Origin of the sequence: Curtobacterium sp. NPDC098951, from assembly GCF_044759965.1 — a bacterium.
Classification (GTDB): Bacteria; Actinomycetota; Actinomycetes; order Actinomycetales; family Microbacteriaceae; genus Curtobacterium.
This window is the reverse complement of record NZ_JBIWAG010000003.1, coordinates 644,870-666,207: the sequence shown is the minus strand read 5'-3', so window position 1 is coordinate 666,207 and position 21,338 is coordinate 644,870. Positions and strand designations below refer to the sequence as shown.

The following is a 21,338-nucleotide window of genomic DNA, read 5'->3' as shown; positions in this document are numbered from 1 at the left end:
TGACGCACCTGGGCGCGTGCACGCCCCTCCGGCGCATGCTGGGGGGCATGAAGCAACGAGTCATCGGAGACGTGTCGGTCAGTGCCATCGGACTGGGCGGCATGCCCATGTCCATCGAGGGGCGTCCGGACGAGCGGCAGGCGGTCGCGACGATCCACGCGGCGCTCGAAGCGGGCGTGACGCTCATCGACACCGCCGACGCCTACCACCTGGCCGCCCACGACGAGGTGGGGCACAACGAGGAGCTCATCGCCAAGGCCGTGCGCGGCTTCCACGGCGACACCTCGGACGTCCTCATCGCCACCAAGGGCGGACACCTCCGCCCGGAGCCCGGCGCCTGGGCCCAGGACGGCCGTCCCGAGTACCTCAAGGAGGCCGCGAAGGCCTCGGCGAAGCGCCTCGGAGTCGACGCGGTCGGGCTCTACCAGTTCCACCGTCCCGACCCGGCCGTGCCGTACGCCGACTCGATCGGCGCGCTCGCCGAGCTCCTCGACGAGGGCGTCATCCGGATGGCCGGCATCTCGAACGCCGATCCCGACCAGATCCGCACGGCGAACGAGGTCCTCGGCGGTCGGCTCGCCTCGGTGCAGAACCGGTTCTCCCCGAAGTTCCGTTCGAGCGAACCGGAACTCGCGCTGTGCGACGAGCTCGGCATCGCGTTCCTGCCGTGGAGCCCCCTCGGCGGCATCGCGAACGCCGCGACCCTCGGCACCGCCTACGAGGACTTCGCCACCATCGCCCGCGACCGCGGCGTCACCCCGCAGGTCGTCGCGCTGGCGTGGGAGCTGCAGAAGAGCGACGTCGTCGTCCCGATCCCCGGCGCCTCGCGGCCGCAGTCGATCCTCGACTCGGTGACTGCCGCGACGGTCAAGCTCCGTCCGGAGGACGTCGCCCGCCTGGACGCGTCGCGACCGGCGGCTGCGTAGACGACGCGACCCGCGCCTCCAGGACGGTCCGTGACGGTCCAGGAGGCGCGGGTCGCGCGCGCGTGTCGGCCAGCGTCAGGACTGGCAGACCTGCTGGAACTCCTTGCCGGTGGTCTCCAGCTTCTGGAGGCCCTCGGTGAAGCCGGAGCTCGACAGTGCGGACGGGTCCTTCGAGGCGGCGAGCTCCTTCGTCATGCCGACGAAGTCCGAGAAGGCGCCGGCGAACGCATCGGTCTTCGGCTTCACCTCGGTGTTCGTCACCTTGTCGGCGCTCTCCTCCAGCGTGGCGTCGAACTCGTCGAGCTTCGCCATCGCGGCCTGCGGGTCGCTCTGCAGCTCGGTGAGCTGCGACTGCATGCCCTTGGTGGCGTCGGTGACCTCGGTCGTGAACAGCTTGCACGCCTCGGCCTTGGTCTGGGTCGCGGTCGGCGTCGACTTGGCAGCCGTCGTGGCGTCGGACCCCGAACCCGAGCCGCCGGCCGAGCAGCCGGTGAGGAGTGCGACGGCGATGACGGCCGTGGTGAGCGAGACGAGTTTCGTGCGCATGGTGATGGTCCCCCGGGGATCGTGCCCGCGACCCCGGACGGGGTGCGGATCCGCATCGAGGCTACATGGGAGACGCACAGGAGGGACGGGCCCACGGGGACGGCTCACCGGCCCTGAGTACCGTCGGGTGCATGCGAGCGATCACCTCCGAGCACGGCACCCTCGACCTGCACGACGTCCCGGACCCGGTCCCCGGCGCCGGTGCGGTCCTGATCGAGGTCGCCGCCGCCGGCGTGAACAACGCCGACCTGCAGCAGGCCGCCGGCAACTACCCGCCGCCGCCCGGTGCCTCCGACGTCCTCGGGCTCGAGGTGTCCGGCGTGGTCCGCGCGCTCGGTGACGGCGTCGACGGGTTCGCCGTCGGCGACCGGGTCTGCGCTCTGCTGTCCGGCGGCGGCTACGCGTCGCTCGTCGTCGCCCCGGCCACCCAGGTGCTGCCGGTCCCGGACGGGGTCGACATCATCGAGGCCGCCGGGCTGCCGGAGGCCGCGTGCACGGTGTACTCGAACGTCGGCATGCTCGCCGGGCTCCGACCGGGGCAGACCCTGCTCGTGCACGGCGGCACCGGTGGGATGGGGTCGCACGCGGTGCTCTGGGCGAAGGCGCTCGGCGCTCGGGTCGTCGCCACGTCCGGCGGCGAGCGGAAGGTCCGGGCGTCACGGGAGCTCGGCGCCGACCTCGTGGTGGACCACCGCACCGAGGACTTCGTCGCGCGCACGCTCGCGTTCACCGACGGCCGCGGGGTCGACGTGGTGCTCGACGTCGTCGGACCCGACTACCTGGCGCGGAACCTCGAGGTCCTCGCCCCGAACGGGCACGTCGCCGTGATCGCCTCGGGCAGCGGGAGCACCGCCGAACTCAACCTCGGCGCGATGATGCGGAAGCGGGCGACGATCAGCGCGACGACGCTCCGTGCCCGCCCCCTCGACGAGAAGGCCGCGATCGTCGAGGCCGTCCGACGGGAGGTCTGGCCGTTCGTCGCCGACGGCCGGGTGCGTCCCGTGGTCGACTCGGTCCTGCCCCTCGACCAGGCCGCCGAGGCCCACCGCCGAGTCCGCGACGGCGAGGTCGTCGGGAAGGTGCTGCTGACGCCCTAGGCGCGCGGTCAGGCGTGGACGCGGGCGAGGAACGCGACGAGGGCCGGGTGCTGCGGTGCGTCGAGGACGTCGGCGGGGGCGCCCTGCTCCACGACCTCGCCCCGGTGCAGGAACACGATCCGGTCGGCCACGTTCCGCGCGAAGTGCATCTCGTGCGTGGTCATCAGGATCGTCGATCCCTGACGCTTGAGCTCGGTGACGAGGTCGAGCACCTCGCCGACGAGCTGCGGGTCGAGGGCGCTCGTGACCTCGTCGAGCAGCAGGAGCTCGGGGTCGGACGCGATCGCCCGGACGATGGCGACGCGCTGCTGCTGCCCGCCGGAGAGTCGGTCCGGGTACGCCCCGGCGAAGTCGGCGAGACCGATCCGGTCGAGCAGCCGCCGCGCGGTCGCCTCGGCCGAGGCCTTGCCGACGCCGTGCACCTGTCGCGAGGCGAGCGTCACGTTGTCGAGCACGCTCATGTGCGGGAACAGGTTGAACTGCTGGAACACGACGCCGATCCGCGCCCGGGTCGCGTCGACGTCGATCCGCGGGTCCGCGATGTCCGTGCCCTGCAGCAGGATCTCGCCGTCGTCGATGCCCTCGAGCAGGTTGACCGTCTTGAGGAGGGTCGACTTGCCGGAGCCGGACGCGCCGATGACGCAGATGACCTCGTGGCGGTGCACCGCCAGGTCGATCCCGCGCAGCACCTCGTGCTCACCGAAGGACTTGCGCACCCCGCGCAGCTCGAGGACGCGAGCCGACGTGTCGGGCGCGACCCGCGCCTCCTGGCTGACCTCGCTCACACGGTCCCTCCGATCTGCTCACGGCGCTGCTGCCGGCGCGCGATCGCGTCCGTGACGCGGATCAGCGGCAGGCTGATCAGCACGAACAGCAGACCGGCGACGAAGTACGGCGTGAAGTTGTAGGTCTCCGCCTGGGCGATCTGCGCCGACCGGACGGCGTCGACGGCGCCGAGGATCGACACGAGGCCGACGTCCTTCTGCATCGAGACGAAGTCGTTCATGAGCGCGGGGGTGACCTTGCGGATCGCCTGCGGCAGCACGACCAGGCGCAGGGTCTTCGCGTGCGACAGCCCCAGCGACCGGGCCGCGAGACGCTGCGACGGGTGCACGGCCTCCATGCCGGCGCGGAGCACCTCGGCGATGTACGACGAGTACGTCAGGATGATCGCGATCGTGCCCCAGACCTCGGCGGGCAGGCGGGGGAAGACCCCGAGCCCCGGGATCCCGTAGCCGACCAGGTACAGCACGATGATGAGCGGCAGACCGCGGAACAGGTCGGTGTACCCGGTGGCGAGCATCCGCAGCGGGAAGAACACCGGACTCCGCAGACCCCGGACGACGGCGAGCAGCGTGCCGAACACGGCGACGCCGATCGCGCTGAAGAACAGGATCCGGATGTTCAGCCAGAGGCCCAGCAGGATGTCGGGGAACGAGTCGATCGCGGTCTGCGGGTCGAAGAACGACTGCTGGACCGCGGCCCACCCCGGGGTGTTCACGACACCGAAGTAGACGACGGCGACGACCACGAGCGTCGACACCACGGAGACCACGAGCGAGCGCCGCCCGCGCTGGCGACGGTACAGCCGACGCTCCAGCTCGACCTGGCTCGGCGCGGGTGCGGCCACCGGGGACCCGGCGCCTGCTGGCAGGCTCACGGAGCTACTTCAGGACCGGGGTGCCGGTCTCCGAGGAGAGCCACTTGGTCTGCAGGTCCTCGAGCGTGCCGTCTGCCTTGAGTGCCTTCAGCGCCTTGTCGACCTTGCTCGTCAGCTCGGAGCCCTTCGGCAGCACGAAGCCGAACTGGTCGCCGGAGCCGTCCGCCGGGAACTGCGCCGAGACGGTGCCCTTGCCGTCGAGCTGCGCGCCGGACATGTAGAACGCCGTCGGCAGGTCGGTGACGATCGCGTCGATCTGGCCGGACTTGAGCGCGAGGATCGCGTCGTCGTTCGAGTTGAAGACCTGCGGGGTCACGCCGAGGACGTCCTTGACGCTCTGGATGCTCGTCGAACCGGTCGCGACGCCGATCGCGTCCTGCTTGAGCGCGGCGATGGTCGTGTCGCCCGCGGCCTTCGAGGACTCGGTGGTCACGACGGCCTGGGTGGTCGTGTAGTACGCGGTGGACATGTCGACGGCCTTCTTGCGCTTGGCGTCGATCGAGAACTGCTGGATGTTGAGGTCCCAGTCCTTCGGGCCCGGGGCGATCGCACTGTCGAAGGTGCTGCGCTTCCAGACGACGTCGGACTTCGCGTAGCCCATCTCCTTCGCGACGGCGTACGCCACGGCGGCCTCGAAGCCCTTGCCGGACTGCGGCTTGTTGTCCTCGACCCACGGCGAGTACGCGGGCTGGCCGGTCGCGATGGTGAGCTTGCCGTCGGTCACGGTCCCCGCGGCGTTGCTGCTGCCGGTCGAGCACGCGCTGAGGGCGAGGGCGGCGACCGCGGCGGTCGCGACGGCGATGGTCAGGCGGAGGGATCGGGTCACGGTCGGGCCTTCGTGCGAGGGGGAGGGGGCAGGAGGAAGTGTACTTCGCGGTGGGATACCAACGCGAAACGGATGTCTCGCGACTACTCGGCGAGCGTGAAGTCCTCGAACGAGAACCCGGGCGACACCAGGCAGCTCAGCAGCACCTCGCCCTCGCCGGGCAGGGTCCGCTGCCACACGCCGCCGCGCACGAACGCCTGCGCGTCGTTCACCCGGTCGCGTCCGGCGTCCGGGCCGAGCGTGATCGTCGCGCCGGGTTCCGGCTGGTCGCCGTCGCCGCCGAGCTGCAGGTCGACGGCATCGGGTCCGTGCCACATCCAGATCTCGTCGCTCGTCACCCGGTGCCAGGCGGACGCCTCACCCGGCGGCAGCAGGAAGTGGATCAGGGTGGCCGCGGGGCGGTCGCCGGCGGGCGTCGACACCGTCGCGGGCGAGGTCCAGGTGCGGACGTACCAGCCGCCCTCCGGGTGCGGTTCCATGCCGAGGGCGACGGCGCGCTTCGGCACGTCGAGCCACTCGATCAGCGTGCCGTCGACGGTGCGACGGGCGGCCATGCCGGGGCGGGGTGCGGTCTCGGTCACGATTCCTCCAGGGGACGTCCAGGGGCGGTGGGCACGGCGGTGAGCGCGCCCTCGACGGCGCGGACCGTGCCGCGGACGACGGTCGCGACCGCGCGGCCGGCACCGTCCTCGACGAGTTCGGCCAGCGCGTCCGGCACGGTCCGGGCGTCGACGTCGAACACCGCGAGGTCGGCACGGGCCCCCACGGCGAGGTGCCCGATCCGGTCCGGTCCGACGGCGAGCCCCATGGCGTGCGCACCGCCGAGGGTCGCCGCCGCCAGGAGCCGCTCGTGCAGGTCGCGGTGGCCGTAGCCCTGGGCGCGGGCGATCCGGTGCAGGGCGGTGACGTCGGCCATCAGGTCGAGCGACGGCGACGAGGACAGCGAGTCCGTGCCGATGGCGATCGGGCTGCCCTCGCGCAGGTAGTCGGCGACGGGCGGTGGGTCGAGTCCGATGACGGCGTTCGAGCGCGGGCAGAGTGCGACCGCGGTCCCCCGCGCGCGGAGGAGTGCCCGGTCGGCGGCGGTCATGTAGACGCCGTGCGCGATGTGGCAGTCCGGCCCGAGGACACCGAGTCGGTCGACGAACGCGGTCGCGCTCGCGCCGAAGCCGAGGGCGCGCATGGCCCGGAACGACGGGACGTTGGCGAGGTGCCAGTCGTTGCCGTGGCCGACCCCGTCGACCCCCTCGAGTCCGGGGACGGGACCGAGGGCGGTGCGCTCCCCCTCGAACGCGGCTTCGCCGAGGTGCAGGTGCAGCCGGAGTCCGCGCTGGCGCACGATGTCGGGGAGCTCGAGCAGCGGTGCGACGTCGAGCGAGTACGGCGCGTGCGGCGAGAGCCCCGCGCCCGGGTCCGTCGGGATCCGCTCGAGCTCGGCGAGGACCTGGTCGCGGCCGTGGGTCTGCCACGCCGCGTTCTCCCAGTCCATGACCTCCCAGTAGGCGATGCCCCCGAGTCCGGCCTCGGCGAGCACGGTCGACGCCTCGATGTCCGTGACGATGTCGGCGATGCTCGTCACGCCCGCGAGGACCGACGCCGTCGCACCGAGGGTCGCCTCGGCGTGCCAGTCGTGCGGTTCGGCGTAGTCCTCGTTGAACGCGGCGGCCCAGTCCTCGAACCCGGTGTACTGACGCTGGCCGACACTGGCCATGCCGGTGTACTGCAGGTGCGAGTGCGCGTTCACGAGCCCCGGCAGCAGGGCGCCCCGCCACGGGCGCTCGGTGAAGGGCGTGCCCGAGCCGGCGAGCTGGTCGACGACCCAGGAGCGGTCGCCGACGTGCAGGATGCGACCGTCCCGCACCGCCACCGCGCCGTCCGCGATGGGCGGTGCGGTCATCGGCACGACGACGCGCGCCGAGTGCACGGTGACGGGGTGCGCGCCGCTCACGCGGGGTCTCCGAACCGGTGGGTCCGGACGTCCGGCTCGCGGTCGGCGGGGTGCTCGGCGAGCGGTCCGGGAGGCGCGGCCGGCGCTCCGAACGCGGCGAGCGCCACGCGGGCGGTCGCGTCGTCGACCGCGGGGTCGATCGGCACGACGGCGCGGTCGAGCTCGTCGCCGCGTTCGAGGAGCATCCGGACGGCACCGAGCTGTGCGGCGAAGGACAGGTCCATGATCTCGACCGGGTTGCCCTCGGCTGCGGTGATGTTGATGCAGCCGCCGCCGTCGAGCACGATCGGGCCGTCGTCCCGACCGGGGAAGACGAGCCGCTCGGCCTTCGGGCCGACCACGGTCCGCTCGGCGCCGGCCGCGCGGGCGTCGTCGAGTGCCACCTCGTGCTCCACCCCGCCCGCGACCGCGACGACCGTGCCGTCCGCGCACGACCGCAGTGCGCGGAGGTCGATCGTGTCGGCGACCCCGGTGGCGCTCATCACGAGGTCGGCGTCCTGCACCACCTCGGCGAGGGGTGCGACGGCGTGGCCGGCGAAGAGCGCCTGCAGGGCGCGCACGGGGTCCGTCTCGGCGACGGTCACGCGCAGGCCGAGCGCCGTGAGCACCAGCGCGACCCCTTCGCCGACGTGCCCGAACCCGGCGACGACCGCCGCGCCTCCCGGGACCACGCGGTGCGTGCCGGACGGGAGCCGGTCGAGCAGGTCGAGCACCGCGAACACCGTGGACTGGCCGGTGCCGTACCGGTTGTCGAAGAAGGTCTTGGTGCGGGCGTCGTTCACCGCGACCACGGGGATGCCGAGCTCCCCGCGCGCTGCCATGGTGCGGAGCGGGCGGAGGCCGCTCGTGGTCTCCTCGGCCGCGCCGAGCATCGTGGGCAGCAGGTCCGGCCGTTCCTGGTGGGCGAGCCGGATCACGTGCGAGCCGTCGTCGAGCAGGACGTGCGGCCGGGTGTCGAGCATCGCGAGGGCGAGGGCCCGCTGCTCGGGGAGCGAGGCGGTGCTGTTCGCGTGCACCGTCAGCCCCGCACGGCGGAGTGCGTCGGCGACGGCGTCGTCGGTCTCGTCGGCGTGCGCGTAGACGACGACCTCGGCACCGGCGTCCCGGAGGAGCAGGCTCAGCACGGCGGTCTTCGGCTCGAGGACCATCGCGACGCCGATCCGGGTGCCGCGCAGGAGTCCCCCGTCCCGGAGCTCGGCGGCGACCGCACGCGACACCGGCATCGACCGGCGGGCCCAGCGCAGGCGGGCCTCGGCCGCGGGGTCGTCCTCGGGGTCGCGGCCGGTGGAGACGAGGAAGACGTCGTCGGACAGCATCGGCACCGCGAGGACGCCGGGACGGGCGATCGCGACCGGGCCGAAGGCGTCCTCGTCGACGGCGGGGAGGTGCCGTCCGGCGTCGACCACGACCAGGGTGGCTCCACGTGGTCGGTCGGCCTCGCGTTCGATGACGGGCGTGGAGTCCTCGGGTGACCCGGCGCACCAGAGTTGGTCGACGGGTTCGTGGGGCAGGGCCTCGCGCGCGCCGAGTCCGGTGAGGAGGGTGCGGAGGGCGGCGACGTCACGGGGGTCGCCGCCGACGATGCGGAAGCGACGAGCGGCGACGAGCAGGTTCGTCGCGCCCGCGAAGCGTCGGACGGCCGCCGAGGCCCAGGCGCGGGTCTCGGGGTCGGCTCCTGACGGCATGCCCCAATCGTAGGGCGAGCGGGTGGCGGGGAGGCGCCGGCGCTCAGCGCACCACGTGCGGCGGCGGTGTGGCGTCCCAGCCGCCGTCCGCCGGCCCCGACCGCCACGGCGCGGGCCAGGCATCGGGTGCGGTCCCCGCCCGGTCGAGCCGGCGGTGCCGACGCAGCACCGTGACGAGGACCACGACGCCGACGGCCGACACGATCGCCAGCCCGATGACGTACAGGGTCGTGGCGACACCGGCGATCGACGCCGGGACGTACCCGTTCCGCGCCGCCGAGAACGGGGTGCCCGTCACGACGAACGCCAGGAGCGTGGAGATCGTCGAGTTCGAGTCCCAGAGCCCGTGCAGCAGGGACACCCCCACGTAGGCGACGAGCGGCGCCCAGGACCACCGGAAGCGGTCCCGGCCGCGGGCGGCGCCGAACAGCACCGCGCCGAGGATCGACGTCCAGAGCACGTGCCCGACGGGCGAGAGCACGGCCCGGACGACCTCGGTCTGCAGCAGGGAGGCCAGGTCGATGCCGCGCGCGGTGATCGCCGCGTTGAACGCGTAGCCCGCCGACTCGAACGCGGCGAACCCGGCACCGACCGTCGCCCCGAGCAGCGCCCCCTGCCTGGCCGTCTTCGGACGGACGCGCCACCCGACGAACAGCAGGAGGACGCCCTTGACGAACTCCTCGACGAAGCCGACGACGATGTACACGAGGGCGTCCTGCTGCAGGTTCGCCTCGAGCAGCGACGCCCCGAGGACGCCGAGGATCCCGCCGACGAAGAACGCGACGATGAGCTGCATCGTGCTCACCGAGCCGGTCACCCGCTCGATGACGAAGAGCACGACCGTGAAGGGCACGAGGAAGCTGCCGAGCAGGATGATCGTCGGGACGAGGTTCGTGTTCAGCGTCGTGATCGTGACGACGATGGTGACGACCCACAGCAGGAACCCGACGAGCAGGGTCTTCCACCACCAGCCGTGGCGGTGGTGCGGGTGGACGGCGCGGACGTCCGTGGACAGGCTCATGGGGCCATGCTGCTCCGTGGCGGCGCGGGTCGTCACGGGAATGCGGCGGGGGCGCCGGACGTAGTCTCTCGGCATGAGCGATGCATCCTTCGACAAGGTCACGATGTTCGGTGCGGACTGGTGCCGCGACTGCCGCCGTTCCAAGGCGCTGCTCGACACGCTCGGCGTGGACTACGAGTACGTCGACGTCGAGCAGGACCTGACGGCCGCGGACCGCGCCGAGGAGATCAGCGGGCGGAAGAACATCCCCGTCGTCGTGCTGCCGAACGGCAAGCACTTCGTCGAGCCGTCCGACGCCGAGCTGCGTTCGGAGCTCGAGGCCGCCGGCGTCGTCTGACGTCGGGTCGCGACACGCGCGGACATCGGATGAATCCGGCATGATGGCCGCGTGATCATCGACGCTCACCATCACCTCTGGGACCCTGCCGACCGGCCGTACCCCTGGATGGACGACTCCGTCGCCCCGATTCGACGCCGCTTCGACGTGGACGACCTGCGCCGGGCGACGGCGGGCACGGACGTCCGCCGGACGATCGCTGTGCAGGCCGTGCACGACGCCGACGAGACCGCCTGGCTCCTGGCGCAACCGGCACCGGTCGCCGGGGTCGTGGGGTGGGTCGACCTCACCGCGTCCGACGTGGCCGATCGGCTGGCCTCGATCCGGAGCAGCACCGGCGGCGACCGGCTGGTCGGCATCCGGCACCAGGCGCAGGACGAGCCCGACCCCGCCTGGCTCGCCCGCCCCGAGGTGGTCCGTGGCGTCCGGGCGGTCGCCAGCGCCGGCTTGGCGTTCGACCTGCTCGTCCGTGCCCGCGATCACGAGGCGGCGGTCGCCCTCGTCGACGCGGTACCGGAGGGGTCGTTCGTCCTCGACCACGCCGGCAAGCCGACGATCGACACCGGGGACCCCGCGTGGCCGGACCGGGTGCGGGAGCTCGCCGCCCGGCCGAACGTGACGTGCAAGGTGTCGGGGCTCCTCACCGAGGCCGGCGCCGACTGGCGGGGGCGTCCCGTCGCCCGGTACGCCCGCATGGTCGTCGAGCACTTCAGCCCCGACCGCTCGCTGTTCGGGTCCGACTGGCCGGTGTCGACGCTGGCAGCCGGGTACGCCGAGGTGCTGCGGACGACGGGCGACGCACTCGCCGACCTCTCGCCGACCGAACGCGACGCGGTCTTCCGGGGAACGGCCGAGCGTGTGTACCTTGCCGGAGCGCCGGCGCAGACATAGGATGTTTCCGCTGCACCGGCGCAGCAGGAGAGCGAGGAACGATGCGGTTCGCACGACTTGGCCCGGCGGGGAGCGAGACCCCCGTCGCGATCGACGACGACGGCGAGGTCCTCGACCTCCGGAGCCTCACGAGCGACATCAGCGGTGGCTTCCTGGCGTCCGACCCCGGTCCCGACGCGCTCGTCCGGCACGCCCGCGCCGCCGGCGACCTGCCCGTGCTCGACCGTGCGGACGACCTCCGGCGCGGAGCGCCCGTCGCCCGGCCCGGCAAGGTCGTCTGCATCGGCCTGAACTACCGCGACCACGCCGCCGAGACCGGTGCCGAGATCCCCACCGAGCCGATCGTGTTCATGAAGGACCCGATGACGGTGATCGGCCCCGACGACGAGGTCCTGGTCCCCCGCGGCAGCGAGAAGACCGACTGGGAGATCGAGCTCGCGATCGTGATCGGCACGACGGCCAGGTACTGCGCGTCCGAGGACGAGGCCGCGGCGCACATCGCCGGGTACGCCATCGCCAACGACGTCTCCGAGCGGGCGTTCCAGCTCGAGCGCGGCGGGCAGTGGGACAAGGGCAAGTCGTGCGAGACGTTCAACCCGCTCGGACCGTGGCTCGTCACCCCGGCGGCGCTCGCGGCGGACGGGCTCGACCCGGACGCGCTGTCGCTGCAGCTCCGGGTCAACGGCGACCTGCGGCAGGACGGCAGCACCCGGGACATGATCTTCCGGCCGGCCGAGATCGTCCGGTACCTCTCGCAGTTCATGGTGCTGTACCCGGGCGACGTGATCAGCACCGGGACGCCGGCGGGGGTCGCGCTCGGGAGCGGAGCGCCCTACCTGCGGCCCGGCGACGTCGTCGAGCTCACCGCCGAGGGTCTCGGCTCGCAGCGCCAGACGGTCGGTGCGGCGTGACCGCCGGGACCCACGAGGGCCTGCGCGCGATCGTCACCGGCGGCGCCTCGGGGATCGGTGCCGCGATCGCCGCCGCCCTGCGGGACCGCGGTGCCCGAGTGGCGGTGCTCGACCTGCAGTCCGGCGACGACGACCTGTCGTTCCGCTGCGACGTCGCGTCCGACGACTCCGTCCGCGCGGCGGTGCGGGAGGCGGTGGACGCGCTCGGCGGTCTCGACGTACTGGTGAACAACGCCGGCATCGGCGCCCAGGGCACCGTCGAGGACAACCCCGACGACGAGTGGCGCCGGGTGTACGAGGTGAACGTCCTCGGCGCCGTCCGCCTGTCCCGCGCCTGCCTGCCGCACCTGCGGGAGTCGGACGCCGCGAGCATCGTGAACACCTGCTCGATCGCGGCCACCGCCGGGCTGCCGCAGCGGGCGCTGTACTCCGCGACGAAGGGCGCCGTCGCCGCACTCACCCGTGCGATGGCAGCGGACCACATCCGCGAGGGCATCCGCGTCAACGCCGTGAACCCCGGCACCGCGGACACGCCCTGGGTGGCGCGACTGCTGTCGACGGCGGCGGACCCTGCGGCGGAACGGGCCGCCCTGGAGGCGCGCCAACCGCACGGACGCCTCGTCGCCGCCGACGAGGTCGCCGAGGCCGTCGCGTACCTCACGAGTCCCCTCGCCCGGTCGACGACGGGCGTCGACCTCGCGGTCGACGGCGGGATGCAGGCACTCCGGCTCCGTCCGGCCTGATGGTGCCCGGAGGCGCGGCTATCGTCGTCTTGTCCGCTCACGTCCGCGAGCGGCCGAGCAGGAGGTGGTGACGTGGCGTCGCTGACCGACGATGCGATCGCACGCATCCAGCAGATGATCGTGAGCGGCGAGCTCCAACCCGGGCAGCGCCTCCCGCCCGAGAAGGAGCTGAGCGAGTCGCTCGGCCTGTCCCGCAACAGCCTGCGCGAAGCGGTGAAGGCCCTCGAGCTCATCCGCGTGCTCGACGTCCGACGCGGCGACGGGACCTACGTCACCTCGCTCGAGCCCGCCGTCCTGCTCGAGGCGGTCTCGTTCGTCGTCGACATGCACCACGACCGCTCGCTCGTGGACCTGCTCGAGGTCCGGCGCATCCTGGAACCGGCGTCCGCCGTCCTCGCGACCGCCCGCGCCTCCCAACAGCAGATCGACGACCTGCACGCGCTCATGCAGTCCGTCGGCAAGGACACCGGCGTCGAGGACCTCGTCGCCCACGACCTCCTCTTCCACTCCACGATCGCGGGCATCGGCGGCAACCAGTACCTGTCCGGCCTGCTCGACGCGCTCTCGAGCAAGACCGTGCGGGTGCGGGTCTGGCGCGGGCTCACGCAGAACGGCTCCGTGCAGCGCACGCTCGACGAGCACGCGGCGATCGTCGACGCGATGCAGCGCCGCGACCCCCAGCTCGTGCAGGCGCTCGTCGTGGCGCACGTCGAGGGCGTCGAGCGCTGGCTGCGGCGGTCGCTCGACTGAAGCCGACAATCCTCCCAGGCAGGGGCGAGTTGGGTCTGACCTCGGCGCTGACTCCGGCAAACCATGCCGCGGCAACCGCACCCACGAGGAGGAAACCGTGCTCGGTCTCATCATCAGCTTGATCATCATCGGACTCATCGCCGGCGCACTCGCCCGGCTCATCATCCCCGGCAAGCAGCACATCTCGATCCCCATGACCATCCTGCTCGGCATCATCGGGTCGTTCGTGGGTGGGTTCCTCGGGTTCCTGATCTTCCAGCACGACCCGATGGACGGCTTCTTCCAGCCGGCCGGCATCATCGGCTCGATCATCGGCGCGGTCATCGTGCTCTTCATCTACACGCGCTTCGCCGGCCGGAGCGCCCGCACCCGCTAGTCGGACGCACGTCGAACCACGGAACCGACGTCGAACCAGCCACTGCTGCTGGTTCGACGTCGGTTTCGTGGTTCCACCCCGCGCGCGGCGCGTCAGACGGCGAGCAGGCCCTCCCGGCGCAGGTCGTCCCAGAGCGCCTCGGGCACCGTCGCCGCGACCCGGGCCACGTTCGACCGAACCTGCTCGGCCGACTGCGCTCCGAGCGCGATCGCCCGGACCGCAGCGGCCCGGCGCGGGAACGCGAGCGCGGCCTCCGGCAACGTGACCCCGTGCCGTTCGCAGACGTCCGCGATCGCGTTCGCCCGGTCGACGAGCGCCCGCGGGGCAGTCGCGTAGTCGTACGTCGCCGTGGCGTCCGGCCGCTCCCGCCCGAGCAGCCCCGAGTTGTAGACGCCGACCGCGACCACGGCGACCCCGAGGTCCTCGCACCGTGCGACCAGGGCGTCCGCCGGCTGTTCGAGCAGCGTGTACCGCCCCGCGAGCATCACGACGTCGCACAGGCCCGTGGACACCGCCGCGTCCAGGGCCTCGACGGAGTTCGACCCGACGCCGACCGCCCGCACGATCCCCTCGTCCCGCAGCTCCGCGAGCGTCGGCAGGGCCTGCGTCAACCCGTCCCGCAGCGAGTACACGTCCGGGTCGTGCAGGTACGCGACGTCGACGTGGTCGAGCCCGAGTCGCCCGAGGGACTCGTCGAGTGACCGGCGCACACCAGACGGCGACGGGTCCCACTGCCGGACCAGGTCGTCCGGGACCGCGAACCCGCCGGAGGCCAGGTCGTCCCCGGCTCCCCGCCCCGGCACGAGCAGGCGTCCGACCTTCGTCGACACCAGGTAGTCGGACCGCGGCCGCTCGGCGAGCGCCCGGCCGAGCCGTCGTTCGGACAGCCCGAGCCCGTAGTGCGGCGCGGTGTCGAACCCGCGCACCCCGGCGTCCCAGGCCGCGTCGACCGTGGCATGGGCGTCCTCGTCGGAGACCTCGCGCAGCAGGTTGCCGATCCCGGCGCCACCGAACCAGAACAGCCCGCGGTCGAGGTCCGGCAGACCGCCGGTCACGCGTCCACCTGCGCCGCGAGCGACCAGACCCGCGGGATCCCGTCGTCGCTGCCGGAGTAGTCGTCGTCCGCCTCGAGCAGCGGGTTCACGACCGCCTGCCACTCGGCGTTCACGGGGTCGTCGGCGAGCGCCTTCCGCATCGCCCGGTAGTCCTCGACCTCGACGAGGTGGACGAGGTCCTGCCCGTCCCGCCAGATCGTCCAGTCGCGCACACCGGCAGCACGCAGTCGGGCGGCCAGCTCGGGCGGGACCGAGGCGTGCACACGTTCGTACGCCGCCTCGCTCCCCGCCCGCAACCGGGTGCGGGTCAGCACGCGCTGCATCAGTCGCGCAGGAACAGCTCGACCACGGGCACCGCGACGTCGGGCCGCACGATCGGCAGCGTGAGCGTCAGCGTCCCCGCGGGCTGACCGCCGAGCCCGGTGTTCTGCGCCCGGGTCCCCGGCGGGATCTCACGGAAGTGGATCTCCGACGCGTCGTTCAGGAGCTGGGCGTACTCGACGCGTCCGGCCAGGTCGGCGAGGTGCACGTGCTCGAACGGCCACGTGAACAGGTGCAGGTACAGCCGGTTCCCGTTCTGGGTGAGGACGGTCCCCGCCGGGGCCGTGAACGAGGACGGTCCGGCGCCGTACACCGACCGGGCGTGCTGACGCATCCACTCCCCGATCCCGGCGAGCGCGGTGCGGGCGACCCCGTCGAACTCGCCGCGGCCGGTCGGACCGACGTTGAGCAGCATGTTCCCGTTGTTCGAGACGCCGTCGACGAGCATGCGCACGAGCAGGTCGGTGCTCTTGACGTTCAGGTTGTCGCGGTCGTAGCCCCACGAACCGTTCAGCGTCTGGCAGGCCTCCCACGGCACCGGGACACCGTCGACCTCCATCGGCTTGTCCGGCTGGTACTGCTCCGGCGTGACGATGTCCCCCGGCAGGTCGAGGCGGTCGTTGACGATGATGCCGGGCTGGAGCCGTCGGGTGAGCGCCAGGAGCTCCTCGGAGCCCCAGTCGTCGCGGCCCTTGCCGCCCCAGATGTCCTCGTGGTCGTTGTCGCGGTACGAGAAGTCGTAGAACAGGTAGTCGATCCGCCCGTAGTCCGACAGCAGCTCCGTCACCTGTCCGTGCAGGTACTCCCGGTACCGCGCCATGTCACGGCCCTCGTTCAACGCCGCGATCGCCTCGTCGCCGTCGTCCCGGCGCGGGTGCACACCGTCGACGGTGAAGTCCGGGTGGTGCCAGTCGATGAGCGAGTGGTAGAAGCCGACCCGCAGGCCCTCGGCGCGGACGGCGTCGACGAACTCGCGGACGATGTCGCGGCCGAACGGGGTGTTCGTGGACTTGTAGTCGGTGAGCGCGGAGTCCCAGAGCGCGAAGCCCTCGTGGTGCTTCGTGGTGAGCACGACGTACTTCATGCCGGCCTCGCGGGCGCGACGTGCCCAGTCGGCGGCGTCGAACAGGTCCGGGTCGAAGTGGTCGAAGTACTTCTGGTAGTCCGCGTCGGTGATCCGCTCGCGGTTCTTCACCCACTCGTGCCGGGCGGGCAGGGCGTACAGCCCCCAGTGGATGAACATGCCGAACCGGTCGTGGCGGAACCACGCGGGCAGCCCGGAGGCGTCGGTCGCGGTCTGCGGCTCTGCGGGTGCGGTGATGGTCATGTGGGGCGGTTTCCTTTCAGGGGTGACGGTCGGGAGGCGCGGCGCGCCCTGGCGAGGTCGGCTACCGGCCACCGAGGCCGGAGGTGACGATGCCCTTGACGAGGTGCTTCTGCAGCAGGATCAGCAGGATCACGGTGGGCAGCATCGAGATCACCGACGCCGCCATGACGAGGTTCCACTCGGAACCCTGCTGTCCGAAGAACTGCTGCAGACCGAGCGGGATCGTGCCGTGGGCCTCGACGTCGTTCACCACGACGAGGGGCCACAGGAACGAGTTCCAGTAGGAGATGAACGAGAACACGGCGAGCACGGCCATGGTCGGCCGGGCGAGCGGCAGCATCACCGACACGAAGGTCCGGATCGCGCCGGCGCCGTCCACGCGTGCGGCGTCGTCGAGCTCCTGCGGGACGGTCAGGAAGAACTGCCGGATCAGGAACGCCCCGAGGGCCGTGAACGCCCACGGCACGATGAGCGCCTGGAACGTGTCGACCCAGCCGAAGCCCTGCATCATCACGTACATCGGGATGACGAGGACGTCCTGCGGGATCATCAGCGTCACGAGGAAGAGCAGGAACACGGTGTTCCGGCCCCGCCAGCGCAGCCGCGAGAAGGCGTAGCCGGAGAGCACCGCGACGACGACGTTGATCGCGGTGCCGGCGGCCGCGACGAGGATCCCGTTGAGGATGAAGCGGGCGAACGGCAGGTAGGTGAACGCCTGCACGTAGTTGTCCCACTCGAGGGACCGCCCCCAGAGCGTCGGCGGCGTGGTGAACACCTGGTCCGCCGGCTTGAGGCTCGTGGCGACCATGTAGACGAGCGGCGACACGAACAGCAGCGCGACGAGGCAGAGCAGCGCGTAGCCGATCGCGTGCCGGACGCGTCCGGGGCGGGGCGCCGAGGCGGTCCGGGGCACGGACCGCGGGTTGACCGTCCGGTTCGCCGTGGTGAACCCGCTCGTGCGGGGTCGGGTCAGCTCACTCATAGTGCACCCACCGCTTCTGTCCGAGGAACTGGACGGCCGTGATCCCGAGGATGATGACGAACAGCACCCAGGCGCCGGCCGAGGCCAGCCCGAGCTGCTGGTTCTGGAAGCCCGTGTTGTAGATGTACTGCACGAGGGTCTCCGTCGCGGTGCCCGGTCCGCCCTTGGTGAGGACGAAGGGCTGCACGAACACCTGGAACGACGTGATGAGGGTCATCATCGTGGCGAAGAACACCGACGGCGAGATGAGCGGGAACTTGATCGCCCAGAACGTCTGCCACGCGTTCGCCCCGTCGAGCTGCGACGCCTCGATCTGGTTCTCCGGGACGGCGTCGAGCGCCGCCGAGAAGATGAGCATGTTGTAACCGAAGCCCTGCCAGACGCTCATCGCGACGATGGCGAGCATCGCCCAGTGCTCGTCGGCGAGGAAGTTCGGAGCCCCGACGCCGACGGTCGACCGCAGGCTCGCGTCGATCGCCCCGCCCGGCTGGTAGAGCATCCGCCAGACCACGACGTTCGCGACGATCGGCGTGATGGTCGGGATGAAGAAGAGGACGCGGAAGACGTGCCGACCGGCGATCCTGGGCGTCAACCAGGCCGCCAGCCCGAGTGACACGACGAGGTTGAGCGGCACGTACAGCACGACGAACAGGGCCGTGTTGAGCGTCACCGTCCGGAACACCAGGTCCTGGAACAGCCGCGCGTAGTTCTCGACGCCCGCCCAGCTGCGTTCGCCGAGCATCGGCCAGTTCATGAAGCTGACGACGAGCGACGCGATGATCGGGAACGCCGTGAAGACGACGAGGCCGATCGAGTGCGGGGCGGCGAAGGCGGCGCCCCACCACGATCGTCGTCCGACGACGCCCGCGGCGTCGCCGCCCCTGGGGCGAGGCGTCGCCGTGCCCGTCGCGACCGCGGTCGCGACGGCGGGGACCGCCGGTGGGTCCTGGATGGTGGTCATGGACGACCTCCTCGTCGTTCGCCGGTTCCTGCTGGGTGGGTCGGACGGGAGGCGCGGGGCGGGGTCGACCCGCGCCTCCCGTCCGTCAGACGGTCACGTCGGTCACTGCGTGCCGAGCTGGCCGGCGATCGAGGACATCGTGTCCTTGCCGGACGTCTGCCCGTTGATCGCCTGGAGCGCGTACTGCGTGAAGAGCTGGCCGAGCTGGTCGCTCTGCTTGTTGCCGGGCAGCGGCGAGGACTTCGCGAGGGCCGCCTTGAGCGCGGTCTCCGCCCCGTCGATGCCGGCGCTGGAGTACCACGCCCCCTGGGCCGCGGTGCGTGCCGGGAAGGCGCGTCCCTGCTCGGCGAGCGACGTGAGCACCTTCTCGCTCGTCATCGTCTGGACGGCCTTGAACGCCTGCTCCGGGTACTTGCACTGCTTCGAGATGCCGAAGCCCGAACCGGCGGCGAAGGTCGACGGGCCCGAGGTCCCGGCCGGCAGCGTCGTGACGCCGAGGTCGAACTGCACCTTGGCCTTCTGGCTGATGAGCGACCACGGACCGTCGGTGTACATCGCGACCTTGCCCGCGGCGAAGTCGTTGCCCGGGGTCGAGGTGTCCGACGACGCCTCGGTCGCGTAGCCCTTCTTCACGAGGCTGGCGAGCCAGTCGAGGCCGTCCGCGAACTTCGGGTCCGTGGCGTCGATCTTGCCGGCCTCGGTGATCACGCGGCCGCCGTTGTAGCCGTAGATCATCGACTCGAGGTTGAGGTCGCCGACGGTCGAGCCGAACTCGGTGATGCCCTTGGCCTTGAGCGCCTTGCCGGCCTGCTCGAAGTCGTCGGTGGTCCAGCCCGGCTCCGGGTCGGCCACGCCGGCCTGCTTGAAGAGGTCCTTGTTGTAGAACATCAGGATGGGCCCGGTGTCGTACGGCAGACCGTAGAGCTTGCCGTCGACCTTCATGCCGTCGAGTGCCGTGCTGTCGTACGCCGACAGGTCGAGCCCGTCGTTCTTCGCGAGGTCGTCGAGCGACAGGAGCGACGAGGTGTAGTTCGCCGCGCGGAGCGACTGCATGCTCACGATGCACTGCGCGCTGCCGGCACTGAGCTGCGTGCTGAGCTTCGTGAAGTAGTTCTCGAACGGGGCGCCCTGGATGGTGAGGGTGATGCCGTCCTCGCTCTTCACGGTGTCGGCGACCTTCTGCCAGGCGGCCTTGTCCTCCTTCCCGGCGATCCACATGGACCAGGTCATGGCGTCCTTCGACTGGCTGCCACCGGCACTGCTGCCGGAGGAACAACCAGCCAGGACGAGCGCGGTGGCGGCGGCGGCCGCCAGTCCCGCGACGATTCGGCGTCGGTGCATCGGAGTCTCCACTTCGTCGTGGTGATCGGGGTGAGGGATGGAGCGGATCGGGAGGCGTCAGGCGACGCGCACGGCGTCGGGGACGTCGGTGTCGACGGCAGCCCAGACCGGTCCGTCCGGGAACGCGTGGTCGTCGAGGCTGTCGGCGAGCATCTCGGTCCCGGCACCGGGGGCGGTCGGCGGCCAGTAGCGGCCGTCGTGCACGTCGACCGGGGTCACGAAGTGCTCGTGCAGGTGGTCGACGAACTCGATGCAGCGGGTGTCGAGGTCCCCGGTGAGGGCGACCGCGTCGAACATCGACAGGTGCTGGACCGCCTCGCACAGGCCGACCCCGCCGGCGTGCGGGCACACCCGGACCCCGTGCTTGGCGGCGAGGAGCAGGATCGCGAGGTTCTCGTTCACCCCGGCGACCCGCGTCGCGTCGATCTGCAGCACGGACATCGCGTCGGCCTGGATGAGCTGCTTCGCGATCACCCGGTTCGCCATGTGCTCGCCCGTCGCGACCGGGATCGGGGCGATGCGGCGGGCGATCTCGGCGTGCCCGAGGACGTCGTCGGGGCTCGTCGGCTCCTCGACCCACGCCAGGTCGAACGGACGGAGGCGCTCGATCCACGTGACGGCCTCGTCGACGTCCCAGCGCTGGTTGGCGTCGATCGCGATCCGGACGTCCGGACCGACCGTGGCGCGGGCGATCCCCAGACGTCGGACGTCCTCGTCGAGGTCACCGCCGACCTTGAGCTTGATCTGCGTGAAGCCCTCGTCGACGGCCTCGCGGCAGAGGCGTGCGAGCTTCTCGTCGTCGTAGCCGAGCCAGCCGGGGGTGGTCGTGTACGCCGGGTATCCGGTCTGCTCCAACCGCCGGCGCCGCTCGGCGCGGAGGGGTTCGGCCGTCCGGAACAGCTCGAGGGCCTCGTCCGGGGTGATGGCGTCGCTCAGGTAGCGGAAGTCCACCAGGTCGACGAGCTCCTCGGGGCGGAGGTCGGCGAGCAGTGCCCACAGCGGCTGTCCGGCGCGCTTCGCCCGGAGGTCCCACAGTGCGTTCACGACGGCCCCGATGGCCATGTGCATGACGCCCTTCTCCGGACCGAGCCAGCGCAGCTGCGAGTCGTGCACGAGGGTGCGCCAGGTCCCGCCCATGTCGGCGAGGACCGCTTCGGCGTCCGCTCCGACGACGTGCTCGCGGAGCGCTGCGATCGCTGCCTCCTGCACCTCGTTGCCGCGTCCGATGGTGAAGACGAAGGCGGCGCCGACGTGCCCGTCGAGGGCGTCCGTCGCGATCTCGACGTAGGCGGCGGAGTAGTCGGGCGCCGGGTTCATGGCGTCGGATCCGTCGTGGTCCCGCGAGGTCGGGAACCGGACGTCGCGGACGCGCAGACCGGTGATGCGGCTCATCGTCTCTCCTACCCGTCCGGTCACCGTCGACCGAACGGACTCATCGAAACATCCGATGTCTTGCCTGTCAAGAGGGACTTTTGCGATGTTCCGGCCACGAAGCGCGGCGAGTGATCGGATGACAGCGTGAGACGGCGTGCAGACGGACAGGAGGCGGGGGGGGGGGGGGGGCCCCCCCCCCCCCCCCCCCCACCCCCCCCCCCCCCCCCCCGCCCCCCGGGGGGGCCCCCCCCCCCCCCCCA

The 21,338-nt window shown here is 71.8% G+C and carries 23 protein-coding genes; 8 read left to right on the top strand and 15 right to left on the bottom strand.

All coding sequences use genetic code 11. From position 1 onward, the window contains the following. Positions 1 to 47: 47 nt before the first annotated feature. Positions 48 to 926 carry an aldo/keto reductase gene (locus ACIQUC_RS12240; protein WP_402267176.1) on the top strand — a complete coding sequence of 293 codons (879 nt, stop codon included), beginning with the start codon at positions 48 to 50 and terminating at the stop codon, positions 924 to 926. A 75-nt stretch (positions 927 to 1,001) separates the two neighbouring features. Here the strand turns inward: ACIQUC_RS12240 and ACIQUC_RS12235 are convergent, their stop codons facing one another. Continuing rightward, positions 1,002 to 1,472: a hypothetical protein gene (locus ACIQUC_RS12235; RefSeq protein ID WP_402267173.1), complete on the bottom strand. Its 471-nt coding sequence runs from the start codon at positions 1,470 to 1,472 to the stop codon at positions 1,002 to 1,004. 131 nt (positions 1,473 to 1,603) lie between these two features. Here ACIQUC_RS12235 and ACIQUC_RS12230 point away from each other — a divergent pair, with 131 nt between their 5' ends. Beyond that, positions 1,604 to 2,569: an NAD(P)H-quinone oxidoreductase gene (locus tag ACIQUC_RS12230; protein ID WP_402267170.1), complete on the top strand. Its 966-nt coding sequence runs from the start codon at positions 1,604 to 1,606 to the stop codon at positions 2,567 to 2,569. An 8-nt stretch (positions 2,570 to 2,577) separates the two neighbouring features. Here ACIQUC_RS12230 and ACIQUC_RS12225 read toward each other — a convergent pair whose 3' ends face one another. The 7 genes from ACIQUC_RS12225 to ACIQUC_RS12195 form a co-directional block, all read right to left on the bottom strand. Next, the gene (locus ACIQUC_RS12225; RefSeq protein WP_022908603.1) at positions 2,578 to 3,354 is read right to left on the bottom strand and encodes an amino acid ABC transporter ATP-binding protein; all 777 of its coding nucleotides are present in this window, start codon (positions 3,352 to 3,354) and stop codon (positions 2,578 to 2,580) included. After that, positions 3,351 to 4,229, bottom strand: coding sequence for an amino acid ABC transporter permease (locus tag ACIQUC_RS12220; protein ID WP_402267166.1), 879 nt, complete (start codon positions 4,227 to 4,229; stop codon positions 3,351 to 3,353). Before ACIQUC_RS12220 ends, ACIQUC_RS12225 begins: the two co-directional genes overlap by 4 nt. A gap of 4 nt (positions 4,230 to 4,233) precedes the next feature. Next, positions 4,234 to 5,055: an ABC transporter substrate-binding protein gene (locus tag ACIQUC_RS12215; protein WP_402267163.1), complete on the bottom strand. Its 822-nt coding sequence runs from the start codon at positions 5,053 to 5,055 to the stop codon at positions 4,234 to 4,236. An 83-nt stretch (positions 5,056 to 5,138) separates the two neighbouring features. Next, positions 5,139 to 5,636 carry a cupin domain-containing protein gene (locus ACIQUC_RS12210; protein WP_022908599.1) on the bottom strand — a complete coding sequence of 166 codons (498 nt, stop codon included), beginning with the start codon at positions 5,634 to 5,636 and terminating at the stop codon, positions 5,139 to 5,141. Beyond that, positions 5,633 to 7,003, bottom strand: a complete 1,371-nt coding sequence (locus ACIQUC_RS12205; RefSeq protein ID WP_402267160.1) for an amidohydrolase family protein — start codon at positions 7,001 to 7,003, stop codon at positions 5,633 to 5,635. The genes ACIQUC_RS12210 and ACIQUC_RS12205 overlap by 4 nt, the downstream gene beginning before the upstream one ends. After that, positions 7,000 to 8,688: an adenosylhomocysteinase gene (locus ACIQUC_RS12200; RefSeq protein ID WP_402267157.1), complete on the bottom strand. Its 1,689-nt coding sequence runs from the start codon at positions 8,686 to 8,688 to the stop codon at positions 7,000 to 7,002. Before ACIQUC_RS12200 ends, ACIQUC_RS12205 begins: the two co-directional genes overlap by 4 nt. A gap of 43 nt (positions 8,689 to 8,731) precedes the next feature. Continuing rightward, complete coding sequence (locus tag ACIQUC_RS12195) at positions 8,732 to 9,709, bottom strand: PrsW family intramembrane metalloprotease (RefSeq protein WP_402267154.1); 978 nt, start codon at positions 9,707 to 9,709, stop codon at positions 8,732 to 8,734. Between the two features lie 73 nt (positions 9,710 to 9,782). Here ACIQUC_RS12195 and ACIQUC_RS12190 point away from each other — a divergent pair, with 73 nt between their 5' ends. From ACIQUC_RS12190 to ACIQUC_RS12165, 6 genes are all read left to right on the top strand, one after another. Next, positions 9,783 to 10,046, top strand: a complete 264-nt coding sequence (locus ACIQUC_RS12190; RefSeq protein WP_402267150.1) for a glutaredoxin family protein — start codon at positions 9,783 to 9,785, stop codon at positions 10,044 to 10,046. 51 nt (positions 10,047 to 10,097) lie between these two features. Beyond that, complete coding sequence (locus ACIQUC_RS12185; RefSeq protein WP_402267148.1) at positions 10,098 to 10,937, top strand: amidohydrolase family protein; 840 nt, start codon at positions 10,098 to 10,100, stop codon at positions 10,935 to 10,937. A 41-nt stretch (positions 10,938 to 10,978) separates the two neighbouring features. After that, a complete protein-coding gene (locus ACIQUC_RS12180) occupies positions 10,979 to 11,848 on the top strand; it encodes a fumarylacetoacetate hydrolase family protein (protein WP_402267145.1) in 870 nt (289 codons plus the stop codon). Continuing rightward, positions 11,845 to 12,591, top strand: coding sequence for an SDR family NAD(P)-dependent oxidoreductase (locus tag ACIQUC_RS12175; RefSeq protein WP_402267143.1), 747 nt, complete (start codon positions 11,845 to 11,847; stop codon positions 12,589 to 12,591). The genes ACIQUC_RS12180 and ACIQUC_RS12175 overlap by 4 nt, the downstream gene beginning before the upstream one ends. Positions 12,592 to 12,705: 114 nt before the next feature. Next, a complete protein-coding gene (locus ACIQUC_RS12170) occupies positions 12,706 to 13,341 on the top strand; it encodes a FadR/GntR family transcriptional regulator (protein WP_402267272.1) in 636 nt (211 codons plus the stop codon). A 97-nt stretch (positions 13,342 to 13,438) separates the two neighbouring features. Beyond that, on the top strand, positions 13,439 to 13,717 hold the full coding sequence (locus ACIQUC_RS12165; protein WP_402267140.1) for a GlsB/YeaQ/YmgE family stress response membrane protein: 279 nt from the start codon (positions 13,439 to 13,441) through the stop codon (positions 13,715 to 13,717). Between the two features lie 92 nt (positions 13,718 to 13,809). Here the strand turns inward: ACIQUC_RS12165 and ACIQUC_RS12160 are convergent, their stop codons facing one another. The 7 genes from ACIQUC_RS12160 to ACIQUC_RS12130 all read right to left on the bottom strand — a co-directional run bounded on the left by ACIQUC_RS12160 (position 13,810) and on the right by ACIQUC_RS12130 (position 21,096). After that, on the bottom strand, positions 13,810 to 14,772 hold the full coding sequence (locus ACIQUC_RS12160) for an aldo/keto reductase (protein ID WP_402267137.1): 963 nt from the start codon (positions 14,770 to 14,772) through the stop codon (positions 13,810 to 13,812). Beyond that, the gene (locus ACIQUC_RS12155) at positions 14,769 to 15,095 is read right to left on the bottom strand and encodes an L-rhamnose mutarotase (protein WP_402267134.1); all 327 of its coding nucleotides are present in this window, start codon (positions 15,093 to 15,095) and stop codon (positions 14,769 to 14,771) included. The genes ACIQUC_RS12160 and ACIQUC_RS12155 overlap by 4 nt, the downstream gene beginning before the upstream one ends. Further along, complete coding sequence (locus tag ACIQUC_RS12150) at positions 15,095 to 16,420, bottom strand: alpha-L-fucosidase (RefSeq protein ID WP_022908588.1); 1,326 nt, start codon at positions 16,418 to 16,420, stop codon at positions 15,095 to 15,097. Before ACIQUC_RS12150 ends, ACIQUC_RS12155 begins: the two co-directional genes overlap by 1 nt. A gap of 61 nt (positions 16,421 to 16,481) precedes the next feature. Next, entirely contained in the window at positions 16,482 to 17,402 is a 921-nt protein-coding gene (locus ACIQUC_RS12145) for a carbohydrate ABC transporter permease (RefSeq protein ID WP_022908587.1), read from the bottom strand. Then, positions 17,395 to 18,363 (bottom strand): carbohydrate ABC transporter permease, encoded by a 969-nt coding sequence (locus ACIQUC_RS12140; RefSeq protein ID WP_402267131.1) that lies wholly within the window; start codon positions 18,361 to 18,363, stop codon positions 17,395 to 17,397. The genes ACIQUC_RS12145 and ACIQUC_RS12140 overlap by 8 nt, the downstream gene beginning before the upstream one ends. Positions 18,364 to 18,465: 102 nt before the next feature. Further along, a complete protein-coding gene (locus ACIQUC_RS12135; RefSeq protein WP_022908585.1) occupies positions 18,466 to 19,704 on the bottom strand; it encodes a sugar ABC transporter substrate-binding protein in 1,239 nt (412 codons plus the stop codon). Between the two features lie 57 nt (positions 19,705 to 19,761). After that, positions 19,762 to 21,096, bottom strand: coding sequence for an enolase C-terminal domain-like protein (locus ACIQUC_RS12130; RefSeq protein WP_402267127.1), 1,335 nt, complete (start codon positions 21,094 to 21,096; stop codon positions 19,762 to 19,764). Between the last annotated feature and the right edge of the window lie 242 nt (positions 21,097 to 21,338).